The sequence below is a fragment of the Bradyrhizobium sp. in8p8 genome (assembly GCF_000426845.1).
GTDB classification, from domain to species: domain Bacteria; phylum Pseudomonadota; class Alphaproteobacteria; order Rhizobiales; family Xanthobacteraceae; genus Bradyrhizobium; species Bradyrhizobium japonicum_C.
In genome coordinates this window covers 69,322-90,015 of the sequence record NZ_AUGD01000009.1, presented here as the reverse complement: position 1 = coordinate 90,015, position 20,694 = coordinate 69,322, and the positions used below count along the sequence as shown (strand labels likewise).

27 protein-coding genes are annotated in these 20,694 nt (G+C 63.6%); 12 read left to right on the top strand and 15 right to left on the bottom strand.

The genetic code is table 11. The features are described 5' to 3' along the window. Window positions 1-20: 20 nt before the first annotated feature. Entirely contained in the window at window positions 21-1,223 is a 1,203-nt protein-coding gene (locus K408_RS0122525) for an FAD-dependent monooxygenase (RefSeq protein WP_024340766.1), read from the bottom strand. Window positions 1,224-1,242: 19 nt separating this feature from the next. Beyond that, window positions 1,243-1,488 carry a zinc-finger domain-containing protein gene (locus K408_RS0122520; protein ID WP_024340765.1) on the bottom strand — a complete coding sequence of 82 codons (246 nt, stop codon included), beginning with the start codon at window positions 1,486-1,488 and terminating at the stop codon, window positions 1,243-1,245. A gap of 309 nt (window positions 1,489-1,797) precedes the next feature. Here K408_RS0122520 and K408_RS0122515 point away from each other — a divergent pair, with 309 nt between their 5' ends. Both K408_RS0122515 and K408_RS0122510 read left to right on the top strand, forming a co-directional pair. Continuing rightward, window positions 1,798-2,934: a hypothetical protein gene (locus tag K408_RS0122515; RefSeq protein WP_024340764.1), complete on the top strand. Its 1,137-nt coding sequence runs from the start codon at window positions 1,798-1,800 to the stop codon at window positions 2,932-2,934. A gap of 117 nt (window positions 2,935-3,051) precedes the next feature. Continuing rightward, complete coding sequence (locus K408_RS0122510) at window positions 3,052-3,807, top strand: alpha/beta fold hydrolase (protein ID WP_024340763.1); 756 nt, start codon at window positions 3,052-3,054, stop codon at window positions 3,805-3,807. A 180-nt stretch (window positions 3,808-3,987) separates the two neighbouring features. Here the strand turns inward: K408_RS0122510 and K408_RS0122505 are convergent, their stop codons facing one another. From K408_RS0122505 to K408_RS0122490, 4 genes are all read right to left on the bottom strand, one after another. Further along, window positions 3,988-4,716, bottom strand: a complete 729-nt coding sequence (locus tag K408_RS0122505) for a Crp/Fnr family transcriptional regulator (protein ID WP_024340762.1) — start codon at window positions 4,714-4,716, stop codon at window positions 3,988-3,990. A 153-nt stretch (window positions 4,717-4,869) separates the two neighbouring features. After that, the gene (locus K408_RS0122500; RefSeq protein WP_024340761.1) at window positions 4,870-5,112 is read right to left on the bottom strand and encodes a DUF6894 family protein; all 243 of its coding nucleotides are present in this window, start codon (window positions 5,110-5,112) and stop codon (window positions 4,870-4,872) included. Between the two features lie 218 nt (window positions 5,113-5,330). Then, window positions 5,331-5,459: a hypothetical protein gene (locus K408_RS43940; RefSeq protein WP_283805280.1), complete on the bottom strand. Its 129-nt coding sequence runs from the start codon at window positions 5,457-5,459 to the stop codon at window positions 5,331-5,333. Window positions 5,460-5,872: 413 nt separating this feature from the next. Next, entirely contained in the window at window positions 5,873-6,106 is a 234-nt protein-coding gene (locus tag K408_RS0122490) for a hypothetical protein (RefSeq protein WP_024340760.1), read from the bottom strand. Window positions 6,107-6,468: 362 nt separating this feature from the next. Here K408_RS0122490 and K408_RS0122485 point away from each other — a divergent pair, with 362 nt between their 5' ends. Both K408_RS0122485 and K408_RS0122480 read left to right on the top strand, forming a co-directional pair. After that, complete coding sequence (locus K408_RS0122485; RefSeq protein ID WP_024340759.1) at window positions 6,469-6,858, top strand: response regulator; 390 nt, start codon at window positions 6,469-6,471, stop codon at window positions 6,856-6,858. A gap of 23 nt (window positions 6,859-6,881) precedes the next feature. Further along, window positions 6,882-7,244 (top strand): response regulator, encoded by a 363-nt coding sequence (locus tag K408_RS0122480; RefSeq protein WP_051350485.1) that lies wholly within the window; start codon window positions 6,882-6,884, stop codon window positions 7,242-7,244. A 112-nt stretch (window positions 7,245-7,356) separates the two neighbouring features. Here K408_RS0122480 and K408_RS42220 read toward each other — a convergent pair whose 3' ends face one another. Next, entirely contained in the window at window positions 7,357-7,524 is a 168-nt protein-coding gene (locus tag K408_RS42220) for a hypothetical protein (RefSeq protein ID WP_155248573.1), read from the bottom strand. Between the two features lie 469 nt (window positions 7,525-7,993). Continuing rightward, window positions 7,994-9,352 (bottom strand): hypothetical protein, encoded by a 1,359-nt coding sequence (locus K408_RS0122465; protein WP_024340755.1) that lies wholly within the window; start codon window positions 9,350-9,352, stop codon window positions 7,994-7,996. Window positions 9,353-9,628: 276 nt separating this feature from the next. On the opposite strand from K408_RS0122465, the gene cysE reads away from it, so the two are divergent. Both cysE and K408_RS0122455 read left to right on the top strand, forming a co-directional pair. Then, window positions 9,629-10,453, top strand: coding sequence for a serine O-acetyltransferase (gene cysE / locus K408_RS0122460; RefSeq protein ID WP_024340754.1), 825 nt, complete (start codon window positions 9,629-9,631; stop codon window positions 10,451-10,453). A gap of 136 nt (window positions 10,454-10,589) precedes the next feature. Continuing rightward, window positions 10,590-10,808: a DUF3126 family protein gene (locus tag K408_RS0122455; protein ID WP_007602550.1), complete on the top strand. Its 219-nt coding sequence runs from the start codon at window positions 10,590-10,592 to the stop codon at window positions 10,806-10,808. A 600-nt stretch (window positions 10,809-11,408) separates the two neighbouring features. Here K408_RS0122455 and K408_RS0122450 read toward each other — a convergent pair. Next, window positions 11,409-12,116: a hypothetical protein gene (locus tag K408_RS0122450; protein WP_024340753.1), complete on the bottom strand. Its 708-nt coding sequence runs from the start codon at window positions 12,114-12,116 to the stop codon at window positions 11,409-11,411. Window positions 12,117-12,340: 224 nt separating this feature from the next. Here K408_RS0122450 and K408_RS0122445 point away from each other — a divergent pair, with 224 nt between their 5' ends. Both K408_RS0122445 and K408_RS0122440 read left to right on the top strand, forming a co-directional pair. Next, window positions 12,341-12,670 carry a DUF6949 family protein gene (locus tag K408_RS0122445; RefSeq protein ID WP_024340752.1) on the top strand — a complete coding sequence of 110 codons (330 nt, stop codon included), beginning with the start codon at window positions 12,341-12,343 and terminating at the stop codon, window positions 12,668-12,670. 81 nt (window positions 12,671-12,751) lie between these two features. Further along, entirely contained in the window at window positions 12,752-13,282 is a 531-nt protein-coding gene (locus K408_RS0122440; protein ID WP_024340751.1) for a gamma carbonic anhydrase family protein, read from the top strand. Window positions 13,283-13,284: 2 nt separating this feature from the next. Here K408_RS0122440 and K408_RS42840 read toward each other — a convergent pair whose 3' ends face one another. Next, window positions 13,285-13,452 (bottom strand): hypothetical protein, encoded by a 168-nt coding sequence (locus K408_RS42840; protein WP_196232391.1) that lies wholly within the window; start codon window positions 13,450-13,452, stop codon window positions 13,285-13,287. Window positions 13,453-13,544: 92 nt separating this feature from the next. Between K408_RS42840 and K408_RS0122430 the strand changes: the two genes are divergently transcribed. Both K408_RS0122430 and K408_RS0122425 read left to right on the top strand, forming a co-directional pair. Further along, complete coding sequence (locus K408_RS0122430; RefSeq protein WP_024340750.1) at window positions 13,545-13,871, top strand: hypothetical protein; 327 nt, start codon at window positions 13,545-13,547, stop codon at window positions 13,869-13,871. Between the two features lie 98 nt (window positions 13,872-13,969). Beyond that, a complete protein-coding gene (locus K408_RS0122425; protein ID WP_024340749.1) occupies window positions 13,970-14,338 on the top strand; it encodes a hypothetical protein in 369 nt (122 codons plus the stop codon). 182 nt (window positions 14,339-14,520) lie between these two features. Here K408_RS0122425 and K408_RS0122420 read toward each other — a convergent pair whose 3' ends face one another. From K408_RS0122420 to K408_RS38455, 5 genes are all read right to left on the bottom strand, one after another. Then, the gene (locus tag K408_RS0122420) at window positions 14,521-15,015 is read right to left on the bottom strand and encodes a hypothetical protein (protein WP_024340748.1); all 495 of its coding nucleotides are present in this window, start codon (window positions 15,013-15,015) and stop codon (window positions 14,521-14,523) included. A 178-nt stretch (window positions 15,016-15,193) separates the two neighbouring features. Then, window positions 15,194-15,925 carry an aspartate/glutamate racemase family protein gene (locus tag K408_RS0122415; protein ID WP_024340747.1) on the bottom strand — a complete coding sequence of 244 codons (732 nt, stop codon included), beginning with the start codon at window positions 15,923-15,925 and terminating at the stop codon, window positions 15,194-15,196. A gap of 461 nt (window positions 15,926-16,386) precedes the next feature. Then, window positions 16,387-17,010: a transglutaminase-like cysteine peptidase gene (locus K408_RS0122400; protein WP_024340746.1), complete on the bottom strand. Its 624-nt coding sequence runs from the start codon at window positions 17,008-17,010 to the stop codon at window positions 16,387-16,389. 331 nt (window positions 17,011-17,341) lie between these two features. Next, window positions 17,342-17,953 carry a PilZ domain-containing protein gene (locus K408_RS0122395; protein ID WP_024340745.1) on the bottom strand — a complete coding sequence of 204 codons (612 nt, stop codon included), beginning with the start codon at window positions 17,951-17,953 and terminating at the stop codon, window positions 17,342-17,344. A gap of 439 nt (window positions 17,954-18,392) precedes the next feature. After that, window positions 18,393-18,797: a P-loop nucleotide/nucleoside kinase family protein gene (locus K408_RS38455; protein WP_080654909.1), complete on the bottom strand. Its 405-nt coding sequence runs from the start codon at window positions 18,795-18,797 to the stop codon at window positions 18,393-18,395. A 165-nt stretch (window positions 18,798-18,962) separates the two neighbouring features. Between K408_RS38455 and K408_RS0122385 the strand changes: the two genes are divergently transcribed. Both K408_RS0122385 and K408_RS0122380 read left to right on the top strand, forming a co-directional pair. Next, window positions 18,963-20,114, top strand: coding sequence for a zinc-binding dehydrogenase (locus K408_RS0122385; RefSeq protein WP_024340744.1), 1,152 nt, complete (start codon window positions 18,963-18,965; stop codon window positions 20,112-20,114). Between the two features lie 129 nt (window positions 20,115-20,243). Continuing rightward, the gene (locus K408_RS0122380; RefSeq protein WP_024340743.1) at window positions 20,244-20,660 is read left to right on the top strand and encodes a VOC family protein; all 417 of its coding nucleotides are present in this window, start codon (window positions 20,244-20,246) and stop codon (window positions 20,658-20,660) included. The last annotated feature ends 34 nt before the right edge of the window (window positions 20,661-20,694 follow it).

The window sequence follows — 20,694 nt, the reverse complement described above, 5'->3', positions numbered from 1 at the left end:
CGCGCCGGCGGCGGGTCGCATCAAGTCCGCCAGCCGTAGATCCAGTCCTGCCGCGCCAGCATGCGCTCCGGGCCGAGCGCGCGGATCGCAAGGTCGCGTGCGATCGCCAGCGGCCCGCCGAGGTGATAGATGCGGCCCTGCTGCCGCGCGGTTCCCTGCACGCGCCGTACCCGCGCCAGGCGCGCACGGCCATATTGCGTCAGTGCGGCTGCGATGCCGTCAGTGTTCTCCGCCGCCTCGACGCTCAGATGCCGCGCGAGCACGGCGGCATCCTCGATCGCCATGCCGGCGCCTTGCGCCGCGAACGGCAGCATCGCGTGGACGGCATCGCCGAGCAGCGCCACCGGACCTTTGCTCCAGGGGCAGCCGTCGGGCACGCCGAACAGCGCCCATTTCCGCCAGCTGTCGACCGCGGCGAGCATCATCCGTGCCGGCGGCGGCCAGCGCGGGGCGGCAAAGGCGTCCATCACCTCGAGGGGATCGCCGGGGCTGCTCCAACCCGGCCGGTTCCAGGTGCCGGGCAGCACCGCGACCACGTTGATCTGGCGTCCGCCCGCGATCGGATAGGCGACCAGATGGGCATTCGGCCCCATCCAGAGCTGCACCCGCCGCGCAGTATAGTCCTTCGGCAGCTGCGTGGCGTCGAGCGTGCCGCGCCAGGCGATCAGCCCGGAGAAGCGCGGCTGCACCTCGGGGAACAGGTGCTGGCGCACCGTCGACCAGATGCCGTCGGCGCCGATCAGCGCGCTGGCGAGATCGCTGCGGCGGATGGTGCCGCTGCGATGGACCACCGTCAGGCCCTTGGCGTGGGCTGCAACGTCCTCGAAGGTCGCTCCAAGCTTCAGGTCGATGTCGGGATGATCGGCAACGGCGCCGGCCAATGCGGATTGCAGGTCGGCACGGTGCACCACCCAATAGGGGGCGCCCGCGCGTGCGGAGGCGGCCTCCCCGAGCGGCATGCGCAGCAGCTCGCCTCCGGCGAGCGCGCTCATGATCGAGACCGCTTCCGGAGTGACGGCGCGCCCCTCGAGGCGTTCGGCGAGGCCGAGCTCGACCAGCACGCGGCTGGCGTTGGGCGAGAGCTGCAGGCCGGCGCCGACTTCCTCGAGGCGCTCGGCCTTTTCCAGCACGACGATGCGGAAGCCGCGGGCCGCGAGCGCAAGCGCGGCCGTCAGCCCACCGATGCCGGCACCGGCGATGACAATCGTTCGGGAGAGCGCCACCCCTGACCGACGGAAGCGGTCAGGCCACCTTGTCCTTCAAGACACATTCCGGCGGGCGGGCTTCGCCCGGCTTCAGGTCGGCCGCGAAGCGGTACAGCGTCGAGCAATAGGGGCAGATGATCTCGTCGTCGTTGCCGAGGTCGAGGAAGACGTGCGGATGGTCGAACGGAGGGTTGGCGCCCACGCACATGAACTCATGCGAGCCGATCTCGATGACGGGAACGCCGGCATCGTTATGGAAGTGCGGGACGACATGGTCGGACATCGTAACTCATCCTGGAGTGGCAATGGCGGCAGACACAATCAACAAGTGACGCGGCATCTTTAAGGCGCGGCGGACCATAAAGGCGGGTGCAGATGATTGCTAGTCCAGCGGAACCGCAGGCTCCGCAATTGCCCCATGCTCATTTGCTCATGCAAATTCGACACAATCTTGCGGCCTGAGAGAAGCCCTTCTTTCGTCGGGGACGTTGTGTCGCAATTTTGGCATACTATCTCCTCTGGCGAGCAATTTGCGCCGAAAGACGAAAACATCAGGCGTAGTCGATTTTTTGGGATCGCCGGGCTTTTCCAGATGAAGTGGCTGCGAATCACCACCGCGTTGACGGGTATCGCGACGTGCGGCTTCCTGCTTGTGCAGGTCGCGCCGCACGCCCGCGAGGCCGGCGCGCTTCTCGCGGCCCAGGACGATCCGGCCGTGCTCTCCGAGCTCAAGCTCGATGCACTGCTGCGGCAGAACGAGGGTCTGGTCCAGGACAACATCGAGGCCGCACTCGCGGCCGGAGACGCCGACCTCGCCGACAGTTTTGTCGCGCTGGCGCGTGACCGGAATATCGCGCTACCGGACGACGTCCTCAGCCGCGTCAGCGATGCGGTCAAAACAGAGAACTCCACCTCGCATTTCGCCAAGCGCTTCGTCACCGGTCTCGTCACCGGCAATGCTGACGACGTCGCGAGCCTCTCTGGGACGGTGACCGGCGATCTCTTCGTGTTCGGCGACATCAGGGACGTGGTGCGCGAAGGCAAGCATCTTGCCATGGGCGAGGACACCGACCGCCTCGTGCTCGCCCTTGCGGCTGCCGGCCTTGCGGTGACGGCGGCGACCTACGTCTCCGTCGGCGGTGCCGCGCCGGTGCGCGCGGGGCTATCGCTGGTGAAGGACGCGCGCAAGGTGGGGCGGCTCGGCGAGGGGCTTGCCGCATGGGCCGGCCGCTCCGCACGCGAGGTGGTCGACGCGCCGATGCTCCGGAACGCCGTCGCCTCCGGCTCGGTGCTGCGCCCGGGCCAGACCGTGAGCGCGATCAAGGCTGCCTTCCGGGCGGAGAAGGCCGGTGCGCTGGTCCGGCTCGGCAAGGACGTGACGCGCGTCGCCGGAAAGACCGGCACGCGCGGGGCGATGGATACGCTGCGCATCGCCGAAGGCCCCAAGGATGTCGCGCGCGCGGCGCGGCTTGCGGAAGCGCATGGCGGCAAGACCCGCGCCATCATGAAGCTGCTTGGCCGCGGCGCGCTGCTGCTTGCGACCGGCGCGTTCAATCTGACCCTCTGGCTGTTCGGCGCGGCCCTGACGCTGTTTGGCCTGTTGTCGTCGATCAAGGCCACGACGGAAGGCCTGACCCAGGCCTGGTGCGATCGCAGGCGCGCGCGCCGGCTCCGCCGTGCGCAGATCGCAGCAGAGGCAAGTCTGGCCAATGCGGCCGCGACGGCCTGAAGCGCTGCGCGCCTCAGGCTATTGTTTGAGCATGATGTTGCCGGAAAACCGCTACACAGTGTTCCGGATCATGCTCTAAGATCGAGCTGTCCCCCACAAGATCTCACGGAACTGATGATGCCGAGCTTTCACAACGGCGCCGTTGAAATTGCCTATCTCGACGAAGGCGAGGGCGATCCGATCATCCTGGTCCACGGCTTCGCCTCCAGCAAGAACGTGAACTGGGTCTATCCGACCTGGGTGTCGGAGCTGCGCAAGAACGGCCGCCGGGTCATCGCGCTCGACAATCGCGGCCACGGCGAGAGCGCGAAGCTCTACGAGCCCGCGCAGTACTCGATCCCGGCCATGGCCGGCGACGTGCTCGCGCTGATGGATCATCTCGCCATCCCGCAGGCCGATATCATGGGCTATTCGATGGGTGGACGGATAGCGGCGTGGCTCTCCCTCAACGAGCCGCAGCGGTTGCGCGCGGCGATCCTCGGCGGCATCGGCATCGGCGGCCTGATCGAGGGCACCGGCCCCGGCGAGAACGTCGCGAGGGCGCTGGAAGCGCCTTCCCTTGATGACGTCACCGATCCCGTGGGGCGTACCTTCCGTGCGTTCGCCGACCAGACCCGTTCCGATCACCGCGCGCTTGCGGCGTGCCTGCGCGGCACGCGCGATCTCATGAGCAGGGAGGAAGCCGCGCGCATCGAGGTGCCGGTGCTGATTGCGGTCGGCACCACCGACGACGTAGCCGGCTCTGCGAGTGCGCTCGGCGCCATCATCCCCGGCTCGGAAGTGCTCGACATTCCCAACCGCGATCACATGCGTGCGGTCGGCGACAAGGTCTACAAGACCGGCGTGCTCGATTTCCTCTCACGCCGCGATTGAGGCATGCTGTCTTCGCCGATGAGCTCGTCGGTCAATACTCCTGATGTCATGCCAGTTGTCCACGCCTTCATGCGCAGACATCGGGAGTCCGCTTGGCGCCGATTGAGACGACGGATCGAGGACGGCGGGACGTCGGCAAGGGGCAACCAGAAGTGTCGATGCAGGGGAGGCTTTCCTTCTTCAAAGCGCAGGACGTTGGTGCAGGTAGATCTTCTCGAATTGCCCTGCTTCCTCCACCCCGCTCTTATCGAGCAAGTGGAAGGTTCTGCGTTCCGTTGCGATGAGACCGTCGTGACGAAGCTCCTGCAGGGTCCGGTTGACATGCACGACCGACAATCCAAGGCAGTCCGCCAGCTCGATCTGAGTGATGGGCAATTCAAAGGACCCATTCGTGGTTCGTCCGATCAGTTCGAGCCGCTCATAGAGCTCCGCCAGCAGGTGGGCAGTTCGGACCCGCGCCGGCCTGCGCCCGACATTGACGATCCATTCCCTGAAGATTGCGGCGTCGATCAAGGTTTCGCGCCAGAGCGCAGAAGCTACGTTGGGCCTCCTCAGATTCAGCTCCCGTAAGGCTTCGTGCTTGATGAATCCGAGGGTGCATTCCGTGAGCGTCGTCAAGTCATGGTCCATGACGTGCAAGTGCAGGCTTTGCAGGTCCGGGATTTCTCCTGGAATGTGGAGCGAGAGAATTTGCCGCTGACCGTCCGGCGTCAGCTTGGAGCGGAAGGCGAACCCATCGACGATGAGACAGGATTCCGATGGGCGGTCACCGTCATGGACGAAGCAGTGCTGGGCGGGAACCCGCTTGCTCTGGATCGGAAGCTGTTGAATCGCCAGAATATCGTCCTGGTCAAGCCGATTGGTTTTGGTGAGTTTTTGAACGAGCGCAGCCGTTGGGCTACCGGGCATCGCACTTCTCCACGCTTGAGAAATTTGAGCCGGATGGAACTCGCCGCTCCGGCCGAGACAGGCGGGAGCACAAAACTCTCAGCCACCAGCGCCCAATGCTTCGGCCGGTGGTAATCAACAATCACAGGTTAAGGGAAAGGTTCCAAACCTGCTCTATCTTATTTGTCGTGCCGGTTCGATCTCGAAACGGAGGCAGACGCTGAGGAGCAGGCCGAACTCGTCACGAACTTCAATCGCCAACCTTCGAGCCACCGAACCGGGCAGCACGTCCCTAGCGAGCTCGGCCATAGCAGTGGAGGCCAGCGTCTTTACCTCCTGCAGGGAGGCGACCTCGACGCCGATCTCATCTGAGACGAATTTTTCATTGTCACGGGAGTCGAAGTAGTAGCGTGGCATGCCTGACAATCAGGAAACAGCTCGTGCGTTCCTCGCAGTCCCCATACCTTCCTTGTCGCGGACGTCCGATGTGCCGCTCGTTCTGCTAAATGGGCGCGTGGCCGCACGCTGGGCTATGGTCGCCGCAAGGATGAGTGCGGTGGAAATGGGGAGGGAGGCCGTCGGCGTGGAGCGCATGCTTGAACAAGGTACCAAGCGCGATGACGCTTCACCCAATCTCATCGCGCTTCAACGTCGCCGCCGAAACGGCGCGCCAGCGCCATCAGCGCCACGAAGGTGGCAACCCGCACCATCCGCGCGCCGTAGCGATCGTGCGGGCCGGAGATGACGCCGCAGACGAACGTCAAGGAATGTCCTGGGGACCGTTGATGAACGGGAGCGCACCTGCGTTCACGCCACCGATAGATGCTGAGAGCCGCTCGGGGGTGGCGGGACTGTTCGCCTTTATTCGCCCGTCAGCGAGGGCTTTGTTTCGATTCCGGCAGGAGCCATTTGCCAGCTTCTTACCGCCGCTGACTGGTTGACTGCTCGCGATGACGCGCCAGTCGTGTGCTTCCTGCGTGGCTGTCCTGGGTGTTCGTAGGCGCGAAGGTTCTAAGCCTGAGAGAGTGCATCGTCAGATTTTTCGAACAGCCTGCCGCGGCCTCGGTAAGATCGGGGCTCGCCGGTGATCCGCCCGACGTGTTTGCGCAGCTCGGCAACCCGCTATGTTGCCCTCCACGTTCGCGCTCCCTCAGGGTATCGGTTCGCGGCTCTCAGGTTATGCCGGTTTTTGAAAGGGCGTCAGCTTTTGACGCAGGGCATCGGCCTGCTCACGCAGATCACGAAGTACCCTGCCGTTGTCAGATTGAGTTTCCTGCCATTCGATTCGCTCTTCTGCTGTCCATAGCCAGGATTCGCGGGCGAACCGGGCCTTCTCGGCCAGATCGTATGCCTCGTAGGCCCGAATCTGTTGCTCGATCCGGTCGAGGCTCTCTTGGAGTGATGCAGGCAATACCGACCCGTCGGCGGGAGCTGATGGACTACATCCTCACCGAGGTTTAGTTCAAACGCTCGGCGCATGCCGCAAACAATCAGTCGACTCTATTGTTCCTAACTGAAGTCCCTCCCTCAGAGGTACCGGGCCGCAGCTCACCAGCAGAGGGTCATGAACCGACGCTTTTGTGGCATCACGACAACGCGGGGTCGTCGCAGGTAGGTCAGAGCCCCTGACCCTGACGGCGATATCAAATTTTGCGTACCGCCTTGCGGATATTCCGCCTCTGCGCTTCGGACTTCCAAACTGCAGAGAACTCAATGGCTTGGAACGTTCGACCCCTCAGCTAGTTGGGCTCCCGGTCATCTGCGGAGCCGACGATGGTCCCCCAAGAGCAGCTAGAGAGCGATCGGGTCAGGGTTTTGCTGGTGGAGGACGAATGGTTCATCCGATTTGACGTAGCTGAGCAGCTTCGAACTGCGGGGTTTGAGGTTGTTGAGGCGAGCACTGCCGACGAAGCGATGGACTACATCTCCTCAGGCGAGCGAGTTGACGCGCTTATAACCGACATCCGAATGCCCGGAACCCTTGATGGTCTTGAACTGGCCGGGAAGCTGCGCGTCATGCAACCAATGCTGCTTATCCTTGTTGCCTCTGGAAGCGTAGAATTGGAGAGCGCAGCGAGCCGCGTAGGTAGGTTCATCAGCAAGCCGTACGATCCCAAGCAGATCGCAGCGCTGATCGCGGAGATGCTCGGCTCGGCGCCGTAATATACATGCAAGCAGCAACTGTGATGATCGTCGAGCAGGACGTCCTCGTGCGTCACCCGCTGGCGGAGTACCTTCGCGAGTGCGGCTACCGCGTGGTGGAAGCAGCTCAGCACGAGGATGCTCGTGAATGCCTCGAAGGTGGCAAACACAACATCGATGTTGCCTTGATCGATGTAGGTGCTCCCACCGGTTCCGGGTTTGCTCTTTCCGCGTGGATACGGAGCAACTATCCAGCCGTGAAGACGATGCTAGGCGCGACGGTCGGGAAGGTCCTTGCGCTCGCGGGTGACCTTTGCGAAGGGGGGCCCCAGGCGGCGAAGAAGCTTGATTATCGCCCCGTGCTCGACCACATCCGCCAACTGCTCGCGACTCGAAAGCGGCATTAGGATATGCAAGGCTTGGTGGCCACCACCCTGCAAGCCTGAACGAGGTATCGCAGGGAACAGCACCATAAAAATTCTGCCGACGCATTAAAAGAAACACGCCGCCTGATGAGAGCTATTCATCGGCCGAAGCTTTCGGATCGTTGTGCAGTTCGTGCTTTCTACGAAGGAGTTCGTCGATGTCGATACGAAGCAATTCGATGGCCAAGGGTTCAGTGGCTGATGATTGAATAAATTTCCACTGGCTGACCATCCTATCGATTTCATCGCATTTGTCGCACATGGCGCTCCCCCTCATTCAGGCGGGAGCGCAAATTGTCTCTCAGTCACTGTCATAAGCCACAAGTCGTTCAGTGATCGTGAAACGCTATCACGGCTTCACATGTTCTCCGAGATTATTCGGGCGTTCTTTCGTCCTAGAGCGAGCTACTCAGTTTGAGTAGCCTGCTCATTTACAGCGCACACGTCTGCTCTGGGTCACCGGTCGCCGCTCCGAGCGCTGCCGGAGTCGCCAAGGCCTGCTATTGGGCGGCCAGCCAGGATGTAACGGCCGGCGACTCCGTCCGCCATGAGCATCGGCCCGTTCCAGCAAGCCGCAAAGCCCCGTCCCGTTGCATCCGCTGATTCAGCGCTCAGGCCGGCCCGCTTGGCTATGTTCGCCGCGAGCATGAGTGCCGTCGAGATGGGAAGCCGTCGGCGCGGGAGGTCGAGCTCGAAAGAGCTACCAAGCGCGATGACGTTACACCCCGATCTCATCGCGCTTCAACGTCGCCGCCGAAACGGCGCGCAAGCGCCATCAGCACCACGAAGGTGGCAACCCACACCATCCGCGCGCCGTAGCGATCGTGCGGACCGGAGATGACGCCGCAGATGAAGGCGTTGCCGAGCAGGGCCAGCGCCACGGTCCCCGCCAGCAGCGTGAGGTCGTCAAGCCGGCGGTTCGCCAGCGCATGCGCAAGCAGCGTAACCAGGGCCAGCATCGAGGCCAGCGCGACGGGGACATGCAGCCAGTTGACGTAGTCGAAATCGATTGCCCAGTGCTGCTGCCGCGCGGCCCGCATCGGCGCAACCTGCTCGGGGATGTAGCGCTCGATGATGCCGTAGGTGTGCGGGATCCAGCCATTGGTGCCTTCGCCGGTCGCCACGTGCAGCAATTGCTGTCCCGTCGCGCGCAGCGCCGCGGCGGCCTGCCAGGCAGGATAGTCCTTGAGGGAATGCACGACGATGTAGCTCATCTCGTCGTTCATGCCTTCGAAGCGTCCGAGCGTGTTGAACATGCTCTTGCCCCACAGGAATTCGTCGGCGCTGGCCGGCAGCTCGTTGCGATAGGGACAGAGCTTGAAGCGTTCGCGCGGGCAACGGTCGTTGAGAAAGCGCGCGACGATGCCGTCCTGCATCATGCGGCCGAAGGCGACGCCATAGCCGCCGGGCGTCCAGGCCAGCTTGCCGGACAGCGCGTAATTCGCCGACACCAGCATCAGGCTGCCCGCAACGATGGTGAGGCTCGCTTGCGTCAGCCCGGCGAGCGGAAGCCGGTTGCCGAGCAGCGGCCGCGCCATCCAACCCGCGACGCAGAGGCCCAGCAGCACGCCGAGCGTGGCGCTGTGGGTCGCGGCGGCAAACGCGGTGAAGACGAACAGCGCGATCTTCTCCAGCGTCGAGGTGTGGCTTGCGCCAGCCACCAGCAGGAACAGCGACAGCACCGAAAGTCCTGCGAAGATGTCGGTGAGCAGCATGCTCGCCAGCCAGGGCAGCGCGGTCGACAGGATCAGGCCGAGGCTGATCGCGACGAAGCGAAAGGTCTGCATCAATCCCAGGACACGCAAAGTGAGCTGCAGCAGCCACAGGGTCGCCAGCGACTGGACGGCGAGGTTGATCCAGAATCCCAAACTCTCGCCGTAATGCAGATAGAGGCCGAACACCGTGGAGCGGCTGGGGACGAGATAGCCCTCGTACCAGCGTGCGAGATAGCCGCCGGTATCCCATTGCAACAGCGGATAGCCGTTCCAGAACGCCGGCGCGATCATCAGGAGGGGCAGAGCCGCCGCTGTCAGGCGCAGCCATAACGTATCGGCGGCGCGCGCGCGTAATTGATCGGTGGTGATGCTCAAATCCGCTCCCGCCCTCGTTCGGACCATCACCGCAATAGCGGCTCGGAGAGAATTCACCAATAGTTTGACGCAGCCCGCCTTGAATTTGGTGGAACTCTGACCACCTTGATCCGACTTGCCGCTTGGGGCGTCAGAGGAAACCGGTTACGTTTCAAGGGTTTGGCAGGTGCCCGCGAGGCAAGGTGCTGTTCACTTTCAGGCAAGCCCGTCAGGACTTTGTCGCCTAGGATGTGCTATACAGCCAGCAAAAGAAGCCAATTCGAGAGAGCAGATCCCATGGCAGTGCATCAGGTCAATCCGGGAGGGAAGCTCGCATCGCTCGATCCGATCTGGGACCGGATCCGGGGCGAGGCGGAGGACATCGTCCACCGCGAGCCCGAGCTTGCGACCTTCATCTATTCGACGGTGCTGCACCACAGCCGCCTCGAAGACTCCGTGGTCCATCGCGTCGCCGACCGGCTCGACCATTCCGCGCTGTCGGGTGATCTGGTGCGCCAGACCTTTGACGAGGCCCTGCGCGACGATCCCGATCTCGGTAACGCCTTCCGCGCCGATCTCGTCGCCGTCTACGATCGCGATCCCGCCACCTCGCGCTTCATCGATCCCTTGCTCTACTTCAAGGGCTTCCATGCGATCCAGACCCATCGCCTCGCGCACTGGCTCTACCTGAAGGGCCGCAAGGACTTCGCATTCTACCTTCAGAGCCGGTCCTCGGCGGTGTTCCAGACCGACATCAATCCCGCCGCGCGCATCGGCCGCGGCATCTTCCTCGACCACGCCACCGGCTTCGTCTGCGGCGAGACGGCGATCATCGAGGACGACGTCTCGATCCTGCACGGCGTCACGCTCGGCGGCACCGGCAAGGAGAACGAGGATCGTCATCCGAAGATCCGGCACGGCGTGCTGATCGGCGCCGGCGCGAAGATTCTCGGCAACATCGAGATCGGCCATTGCGCGCGCATCGCTGCCGGCTCGGTGGTCGTCAAGCCCGTGCCGCACAACGTCACGGTTGCGGGCGTTCCCGCCAAGATCGTCGGCGAAGCCGGCTGCGCCGAGCCCTCGCGCACCATGGACCAGATGATCAACGCGATGGGGCTTTGAGGCCAGGCTATGATGCTCGCGAAGGGCCGGAAATTCCGGCCTTTTTCGTCCCCAAATTCTTTGGCAATTCATGCTGGCGGTTCGTCGCGTCTCGTCCTAAAACCCCGCCACGTTAGATTTCGATTGGAGACTTGCCGTGGACGTCAAGGAAGTCAGGAAGCTCGACGCGTATCTGAAGCGCGTATTCGGCAATCCCAAGATCCGCGTCGTGCCGCGGCCTAAGAAGGACGATTCCGCCGAGGTCTATATCGGCGAGGAGTTCATCGGCGTGCTGTTCGTCGACGACGAGGACGACGATCGCTCGTTCCAGTTCCAGATGGCGATCCTCGAAGACGATCTCGTCGATCAGGAATAGGCGTTTGGCGCCGTCGCGAGCGTAACGAAATCCTCGCCGCGCGCGCTCTCTCGTGTCCCGGACGCGCTGCAACGCCTCGAGCGTTGCTGTGCAGGGGGAGGGATCCACACCCACCGCAGAGAAATTGGATCCGCTCTCTCCAGGCCGTCATTGCGAGCGGAGCGAAGCAATCCAGAGTCTTTCCGCGGAGAAATTCTGGATCGCTTCGTGAAGCCTGTCATCGGGTCGCGCTTTGCGCGGGGCCCTTGGCTCGCAACGAGGAACAGCAGCGACTGCAGTCCGGTACTCTATCGTTTCAACAACAGCCCGTCACCGCCGCACCTCGACGTCACGAGGTCGGCTCACACGACCCACTCGCATTTTTCATCGCGCCATTCTGCCCCTGTTTTGCCCGTCGCTTCAAGCTAGTTTCGTAGAATACGAATTGCCGGAGCGAATACCGCAGGGAGGGGAGGTATAGCCACGTCATTCGCTCGCGGCGCGACGATCAGGCCGTGATTCTGGAAATACGAAATCCGGCCAAGGGCTTGGCTACTGTGCATGGGGTTGTTTTCGAATTTCTGGCTTGAGAGGCACCGAGCCGTGTCAGCACGGCCGTGGTCAGCCCTTCGGTCCGCGCAGTTGCGCCGTCAGCTTCTCCATCGCATCCGCCACGTCGCGCCATTGCGACAGCCAGCTCCGTGGAAAGCGGAAGGTGAGGTCGGCGCCGCCGACGCGGCGCTCGGAGAGGCACATGCCCGGGGTGGCCGCATCGCGCGTGCAGCGCGCGGTCAGCGCGGGACTGGCGGCGGAATAGAGGTCCTCGCTTCCGTAGGGCGTGTCGGCGCGGAACATCCGCATCGTCAGGCCTTCCACAGGCATCGTCGCGGCCCGATCGAGATAGCGCGGATAGATCGTGGCCGTTCGCTGCTCGGGCGCGAGCGCATCGTGATGGGCCGCGATCGACAGGAAGATGCGATCGATCGATTGCACCACGGCTTCCACCGTGTCGGCGGTGACGTGCTTGGGCGCGCCGGGCGGCTCCAGCGAGGGATAGAGGAAGTCGAGATCGATCCGCTCCTGCGGGCCCGAGTGCCGCTGGATCTTCATGCGGATCGCAGCCCTGGGCAGGTTGAACAGCGTGCCGCCGACGCTCACCGGCAGCTTGTCCGGTGCGTTCGCGGCGCGCGTGCCCCAGGTCGGCCACAGCAGATAGGCGACGAGCGCGACCGCACCGACCGCAGACGCGCCTCCGAGCACGATCGGGACGATATGCGACCTGATGCGCGTGCGGGGGGACCTGAGGGAAGCTGCCGAAAACACCGTCATGAGCTGAGCGCTGGGGAAAGCCGGACGTCGGCCGGTGGCCGACGAATCAGCGGCGAATATGCCATGCGACGGCGGTTTCGCGCAGCGTTCCCGCCTGCTGGGACAGAGGAGGGACCTGCGCCGGGCGGGCGGCGGCGTTAACCTTCCCTTAAGGATAATGTAGCGTTAACCCGCACTCTTTGTCACAGGAAGACGGTGGCGTTGCGTAAGGGCGGACCGTTCCGATGACACCTGAGGCTCTCAATACCTTTTTTGCGATCGGCATCGGTTTCGCGCTCGCGGGCGCGCTCGTGAACGGATACCAGGCGCTCGCACAGCGGCCCGCCGGCTTCGGCCTGTTGCAGGAGGGCGTGGCGCCGAAGACCTTCGCGGCGGTTCCGTTCCTCGTGTTCGCCGCGCCCTTCATCATCATGCGCAACACGCTGCGAGGCATCCAGGTGGAAAGCCGCCGGATCGAGTTCGTGATGATGGCGACCGTCATCGCGAGCTTCTGGAGCATGATGAGCGGCACCTTCTTCCTGATGACGCTGCGCGCCGCCGGCATTCCGGTCTGATCCCCGCGCTTCGGACGCGGCCGGCCCTTTGCCTCCAGGCTGCCGTTTCGCTATGGCTGGTCAACGCGACAGGAGACCTCCATGGCGATCTACGAGCTCGACGGGCAAGCGCCCGACCTTCCCGCCGACGGCAATTACTTCATAGCCGAGACTGCCACCGTGATCGGCCGCGTGCGCCTGAAGCCGGGTGCGAGCGTCTGGTTCGGCGCGGTGCTGCGCGGCGACAACGAGTGGATCGAGATCGGCGAGGGCGCCAATGTGCAGGACGGTTCGACCTGCCACACCGATCTCGGCTTTCCGCTTGTCATCGGCAAGAACTGCACCGTCGGCCACAACGTCATCCTGCACGGCTGCACCATCGAGGAGGGCGCGCTGATCGGCATGGGCTCGATCGTGATGAATGGCGCCAGAATCGGCCGCAACAGCATCGTCGGCGCCGGGTCCGTCATTACCGAGGGCAAGGAATTTCCGGAGCGCTCGCTGATCATCGGCTCGCCGGCGCGCGTGATCCGCACGCTCGACGATGCGCAAGTCCAGAGGATGGGAAGCGCCGCGAGGTTCTACGTGGCCAACGGCCCGCGCTTCAAGAAAGGATTGAAGCGGATCGGCTGAGGTCAGCTGCCTTCCGATTCCCGCGCTTCGATCGCGCCTGCGACCTTCTCGTGGCCCGCAGCCCACAGCGCATGCTCATCGCTGCCGTCTTGGTAGGGGTTCGCCTCAGCGGGAATGTTTTCGCGCGCGGCGCGTTCGCCTTCCGTAAAGGGATCTGAATCCACGGTCATGATCGTGCCTCCCTCGCTTCAAGCTGATATGGCGGCATTTGTTCCGGAACAGGTCTTCGTGGCGGCCGTTGACCGCCAAAGGAGAATTTCCGATGCCCGCATCGTTCGGCCCCATCAAAGGAATGATCGTGATCCTCGCGCTCGCGGCGATGCCGGCTGCAGCGCTCGCTCAGGCGGCCGGCGGCTCGACAGGCTCGAGCGGAGCCTCGATGGGATCAACGGGAGGCTCGGCGGGATCGACCGGAGGTGTTCGCAATTCGCCCGTTCCGCCGCCCGGGACCAACAGCCTGGGTACGGCTCAATCATCCGGCTCCGGAGTCACGACCGGCACCGGCGGAGGTGGCGGGGTCGATGCAACCGTCAACGCCGAGAATCGGCAGCTCGATAAGAGACTGAAGAGCATCTGTCGCGGCTGCTGACGCTCGCGCGGAAGTGAGACAGCGTGGCTGTCACGAGTTTCCAAGTGAAGCTAGCTTGGTTCGGAAGCGTGGAGCGTGTCCACGCGGAGGATCGAGCGATGTTACGCAAGATGATGATGACGGCGCTGGCTGTCGCCGCGGTCGGGCTCTCGGCGCCGCAGGCGGCCGAGGCGCGTGGCGGTTTCGGGCGCGGCGGAGGCTTCCATGGTGGCGGCTTCCATGGCGGAGGCGGCTGGGGGCACCGTCATTGGCATGGCGGCGGCTTTTGGCCAGAGGTCGCAATCGGGGCAGGTATCGCCGGTGCCGGCTTCTACGGCGGTTACTACGGGTACGGTTATCCCTATTACGGCGTCCCCTACTATTATGGTACCGGCTACAACGATGGCTACGGCGGCTGCTATGTCGCGCGAAAGCGCGTCATGACGCCGTCGGGATGGCGATACCGTCGGGTCGACGTCTGCGAGTGAGGCGGAGTGAGTTGTCAAAGAACAAGGCCGTTGACGCAGTATACCGTCAACGACCTTGCCAGCCCCGGATATTGAAATCGGCTCACGCCATCCGGTAACGGCAAGCATGGCTCGGAATCATACGGGCGAATGTGATCCAGTTCACAACTGGCGAAATAAGTTCCCGTCGCGTGGTCGTCGGCTCAGCTTCGCGACCGCTTGCGGGCGCTGGCGTGGGCGCGTTGCCGCACCGGTTTCTTGCGGGTGACCGGCGGCGTTTCGACCTCGCTTGCCCGGGCACTGGCAAAGGACTGCCGCAGGCCGTCGATGGATTCGTTCAGGGCTGCAACCTGCTCGGACAACCGCTTGGTATCGGCCTGTTGCGCCGCCATCAGCCGCTTCATGGTCAGGAGTTGGTCCTGCATCACCTGCAGCTGGTCGATCGATTCCTGCTGGGTCGCCTCCAATCCCTTGGTCTTCTCGACCAACTGCTCGGATGCTTGGGCGGTGCGGGCCTGCAGCTGCCGCGCTGCGACGACCCGGTCGGTCTCCGGCGCTGCACCGGTATAGGCGCGCCAGATCGCGATCGAGGTCACGCCTACAATCAAGAGCAAGAGAGCTGCCGCGGTCAGCGCGATGGGCTGACCGCCGAACCGAAACAGGCGATTGGATGGCGTGTCCTGGGCGAGATCGATCATCGCTGACAAAACCCAAATTGAAACTTGGTGAGTGGCGAAGACCGGCAACCCAGAGGGTCACCGGGGCGTCCCGAAAGCGTTAGGTTTCAGCAAGGAATGGGACCAAAAAGAGGCTGAAGGCCAAAAAACCAGTGATCATCGTGCCTTGTGGACTCCGAGAGCCCCCTTGGGAGCAGGATCAAGGCTGAAACTGCGAAAAAGGCCCGAAATAGCTTTTCGCGCGCGGCGGTGCATAGGGGCCGAGCCGGGAGGTTGTCAGCCGCAGCCGTACCAGTGATTCCGCCAGCGTCACAGCTGCGGCAACGCCGTCGACCACGGGCAGGGCATGTGTGGCGGCGAGCTCAGCGGCGAGATCGGCCATGCCGGCGCAGCCGAGCACGATGGCTTCCGCGCGATCATTGCGGATCGCGGCGGTGATCTCAGCGGAGATCTTGCCGACGGCTTCGGTGTTGCGCTCCTCGAGTGCGAGCACCGGCACCTCGGCGGCGCGGACGCGGGCACAGCGCTCGGCGAGGCCGTACTTCTTCAGATTGTGCTCGATCGGAACGATGGAGACGCCGAGCGTCGTCACCACGGCAAAGCGCGCGGCGATCAGGCTCGCCATGTGGAAGCCGGCTTCGCCGATGCCGATTACCGGCGCTTTGGCGGCGGCGCGCGCGGCATCGAGGCCAGTGTCGTCGAAGCAGGCGATAATGTGGGCGTCCGCGCCGTCGCGGTCGGCCTCGCGGATGCAGCCGAGCATGCCGGGGACGGCGAAAGCCTCGTCGTAGAATCCCTCGATCGAGACCGGGCCCATCGCCGGCTGGCGCGCATCGATCGATGTGCCGGACAGGGCGACGCTGCGCGCGGCTGCGGCGATCTTCGCCGTCATCGACGCGGTGGTGTTGGGATTGACGACGTGCAGTCGCATCAGACCAGACTAGTCCTTTCTCAGACGAGTCGCTTGCCGGCGTCCGGACCTCTGGCCGCCTGCCGCTTGTTGAGCATGTGGTTGGTGCCGAGCGCAAGAGTGATCATCGTGAACGAAACGGCTGAGGTCATGGATCATGCGATCGATGCGGTCTCTCCGGCCTGGCTCGATCACGCCGGCCTGCGGCACCGATCACCACGCCGGAATCGTGGCCGCGATCCGCAAGCACAACAAGCAGCTGCTCGCGCGCTGATGCTGTCGCACCCACCGAATCGAGGCCGAACTGTTCCTGAAGGATCCGCCGCCGACGACTGCGGCTTGCGGACGTGCTCGGTGCGAGAGCGACGCGTCTCGCCAAAAAGTTGCGCCCAGCCATTGGGGGATGGCTGGGCGCGCGCGAACCGGTCTGGGACGGGGAGGGGTGGGGATGTGACCGGGCCGCGTAACTCGTTGTCTCGTTCCTAATCTCTCGCGCTGGCGGTGGAGACCGCCGGCCTGGTATCGCCCAGCGAGACCCACACGTTGGGATCGCTCTGCGACTGGCGCTTGACGAAGCGGTAGCCGGTCTCCGTCCAGGCAACGACGTTCTCGTTCTGATTGTCGAGAACGAACTCGCCCTTGTCGGTTTTCACCGTGAGCACCGCGTGGCCTTCGCCCTTCTTGTCGCGCACGACGGTGATCAGCAGGGCCTGGCGTGGCCAACCGGCATCCATCAGCATCTTGCGCTTCAACAGCACATAGTCTTCACAGTCGCCGTAGCCGTCTGACGGCAGCGACCACTTTTCGATCACGCCCCAGTGCTCCTGGTCGGTCAAAGGCTTGACGGTCTCGTTGACCCAGCGATTGACCTTGACGAGGTCGCGCCACGCAGCCTGCGACATCACGATGTCGCGCGGCTGCAGCGGTGCGCCCTGGCACTGGGCGGCTTTGTCCGCGCAGAACTCGACCCAGCCGATCGGCGCACGCGTGGTATCGCCGAGGCTCGCGTAGAGCAGACGGCTTTCGCCAGCCTGCGCTGTCGCGCTGATCCCGAAGAGCATGGCGACCAGCGCCAGCTTCTTCCCCTGTCCCCTGAAGTCAAACATTGCGGCCCCCGTTTCTTGTTGGGACCACATTGCGCACGGAGCTTTTGAGCTGCCGCTAAGTCAACCAAGTCAAGTCGAAACGAATACAAGTAAAACGCGCGACGAATTCGATCTATACTTGAATCGAATTCGAATAAAATTGGACATGACTGCAATTGATTCAAATTTTATCGATTAACCCGAAACCCGCGGCGGAACCGGTGATTGCGCGCGTTCGCAGGCCCTGCGTTAACTGCAGGGCGTTCGCCGCCGGACGCGAAAAAGGCGGCATCGCTCATCGCGAAAGCCGCGTTCCAGCCTGGAAATGTCGAGGTTTTCGCGTCCTCGCGCTTTACCGCGCGGTAACGCTCTCTTCGAGTGTCTCGATCGGCTGCTCGTGCAAGAACTCCAGCGCGAAGCCGTCTTCGAGGTTGCGGACCACGCGGCCCTGGACCCGGCCGAGCAGCACCGTCGATTTCAGCGGCGGCCGGTTCTCGGCGGCAATGGCAGCACCGGACAGAGAAAGGTCGATGATGCGGCAGGTCATCTTGGTGCCGTCCTCGAGCGTCAGCACTGCAATGGGGTTGCGCGGCACGATACGGTCATGGCGGCGATCCTCCGGCAGATTGAGGATGTCGCGGTTGGCGAGCCAGGTCAGCTGGGCCGCCAGCTTGTCGCGCTTCCTCGGCGTGGCTCCGATCGTCATGGCGAAGCCGTTGTCGATGATGCGGGTGATCTTGCCCTCGACGCGGCCGATGTGGTCGAGATAGGCGACCACGCGGTCGCCGACATTGCCGATGCCGGGAGCGAGCAAAGCGAGGCCGCCCGGCGACATGTTGATCACCTGGCAGGGGAATTCCCGGCGGTCCGGCAGCATGTAACGGCCGAGCAGGTGCACCTTCACCCGCTGGAAGCGCCTGCGCTCCTCGGCGGCCGGAAGAAATTTTTTGTTCGCCAACGCCATTTCCAACACCCGACCCCCCGCCCGGGCGGAGTCCGGGACGACCCTAAGGTGTATAGGGTTAATGCCGCGTTAGGATTGGGCCTAGCCACGACGAACCGACGCAATGCGCTCGAAAAGCCACATTCCGAGGACCCGATTCGACTGGTCAAGCCGCGCGCGTCACCCGCCGCAGCGCGACCGACAGGCCAAGCCACCAGTGAATGCCGGCCGCCATGCCAAATATCCGATCGTGTTCTCGCTGAAGGCCCGCATGCCGAGCAAGGGATTCGCACTACCCTATGTGAGATTGGCCCGTGCCTACGCGGTTATCCGTGGGCCTAAGATTAGCCGAGCCTGTCACAGACATGTTTCTCCAATTGCTCGACGAGATGATCGAGAGAGGCTCCGGCAGTGTCGAGCACAAAATGCTCTCGATCCCATGACTCATAGTCGTGGTTCACTATCTCCTCCCAGCTTGGGAGCTCGTGACCCCAGATGTCAGCGACGCGGTCTTCCGCCCGCCGCTGGTGGATAGCCAGATCGCTGCAGACCAATTCGATCTTGATAATGCGTGCCGAAGTTTCCGCGGCGGTCTGTCGCCAGCCGATACGCTTGCGAGCACCGGGTTCACACAGTCGGCAACAACGGTTCGGTGGAGCTTGAGGTTCTCGGCGGCGATGGCATTCGCTATGGCATACCCCATAGAGCCAACCGCCAGGCCTCCCTGCCGCAATGCCTGTTCAATGGCGTCGACACGGAGGTAGGTTGCGTTGAGCCGTGTCGCCAACTCGCGGGAGATTGTCGTTTTCCCGGTGCCGGGGAGGCCGCCGAATACGAGCAATGTAGGAGAGCGATCGCTGGTCATGTCTTGTGATCAGTTGTCTTCGTGCCGACCCCGGAGCACACCGCAGGTTCTTGCTGCGCTCACGCAGGCTACGAGGCCGAGCGCTTGGCACGCGCGCGCATCTCACATACGCTTCGCATCAGCCCGCACCATCAATCATAACAGACGGGCAGCGAGGAAGTCTCCATGGAATCCATCCGCGTCTGCACTCACGCAGGTCCGGGCTCCGAGCCCGTCATCCGTACCGTGCCGTGGCCGAAGGTCGGCCGCAAGGCCGCGCTGATCAAGGTCGGCGCCTGCGGGGTTTGCGGCACTGATTTGCATATCCTGAAAGGTCATTGGCCGAAGCCGCTGCCGTGGCCGTTCACGCTCGGACACGAGCTCGGTGGGGTCATCGTCGAATGCGGCGATGAATTTTCCGAGGACTTCATGAGCAAGCCGCTCAAGGTCGGCTCGAAGGTGATGATCCCGCCCTTGATGCCGTGTGGGCGCTGCTATTACTGCATCCATTATCCCCAGACCGCGAACAAATGCCTGACGCCGGTCTATTACGGCCGCTATCTCGGCTTCGACAAGGCGCCGCACCTGTGGGGCGGCTGGGCCGAATATGTCTATGTCGATCTCGAGATGCTGCCGGGCACCAAGATCTACAAGCTGCCCGATGACATGTCGCTGCGGTTGGGAGCGCTATCGGAGCCGCTGACCTCCTGCATTCGCGCCTTCAACCGTGCGACCCGCGCCGGCGGCTTCAGCTGGGGCGACACCGTGGTGATTCAGGGCTCGGGACCGATCGGCATTCTCGCCGTGGCGGCCGCAAAAGAGATGGGGGCAGGGCGCGTCATCTGCGTCGGTGCGCCCGAGGCGCCGCGATTGAAGCTCGCGCGCGAGTTCGGCGCAGAGGCGACAGTGAACATCGAGGAGCTCAAATCGCCGCAAGAACGCATCGCGCGCGTGCGGGAGATCGTGGGCGGTTTCGGCGCCGATCTGGTGATGGACTGCTCGGGCCATCCCACCGCCGGACCCGAAGGCATCGAGATGCTGCGCGACGGCGGCACCTATGTCGAGATGGGCCAGTTCACCGACGCCGGCTCGATCGACACCTCCTGGCACCGCATCTGCACCAAGGACCTCAACGTGCTGGGGTCCTGGGGCTTCACCGGCAACGATCTGCCATTAGGCGTCGACATGCTCTACCGCACGCGGGACAAGTATCCCTGGCTGAAGATGCAGACGATCTATCCCTTCACGGAAGATGGCGTCGCGCAGGCGGTGAAAGACGCGATGGCGATGAAGACGGTGAAGTCGACCATCGTGCCGTGGCCAGAGCTGGTGGAGTAATGCCCCGCCGTGATAGACGATCCGAAGCCCGGATGAACGAGCGATATCCGAGGCGTTTTCGAATCGGGCGTTCCCGCATGTCGCCCCGCTCAAGCGGGTTACGTGCCGAAATCTGGAATGAGGGCCACGATGACAGATGCCCCCGACGTGAACGCGCGCTCCCCCTTCCACGCCATCCGCGCGATCGATTACACCGTCATCTTCGTGCGCGACATGGCAGCGATGCGCCGCTTTTACGAGGGCGTGCTCGCCTTCTCCTTGCTACGCGAGCTGTCGCCGAACTGGATCGAATACGGCATCGGCAGCAACACGCTGGTTTTGGCGAGGCCAAGCCGGACGGCCTCCGACGTGCCGATTCCGGCGGGAAGCGCCGCGCTGCAGCTGGCCTTCAAGGTCTCGGCGGACGAGGTCGACCAGTGCGCCGATGAACTCCAGCGGCAAGGCGTGGTGCTGTTGGCTCTGCCGACGGACCAGTCCTTCGGCCACCGTACGCTGTTCTTCCGTGATCCCGACGGTAATCTGCTGGAGGTGTACGCGGAAATCTGAAAGAACCTGCATGGTACAAGCGTCCGGAACGGTT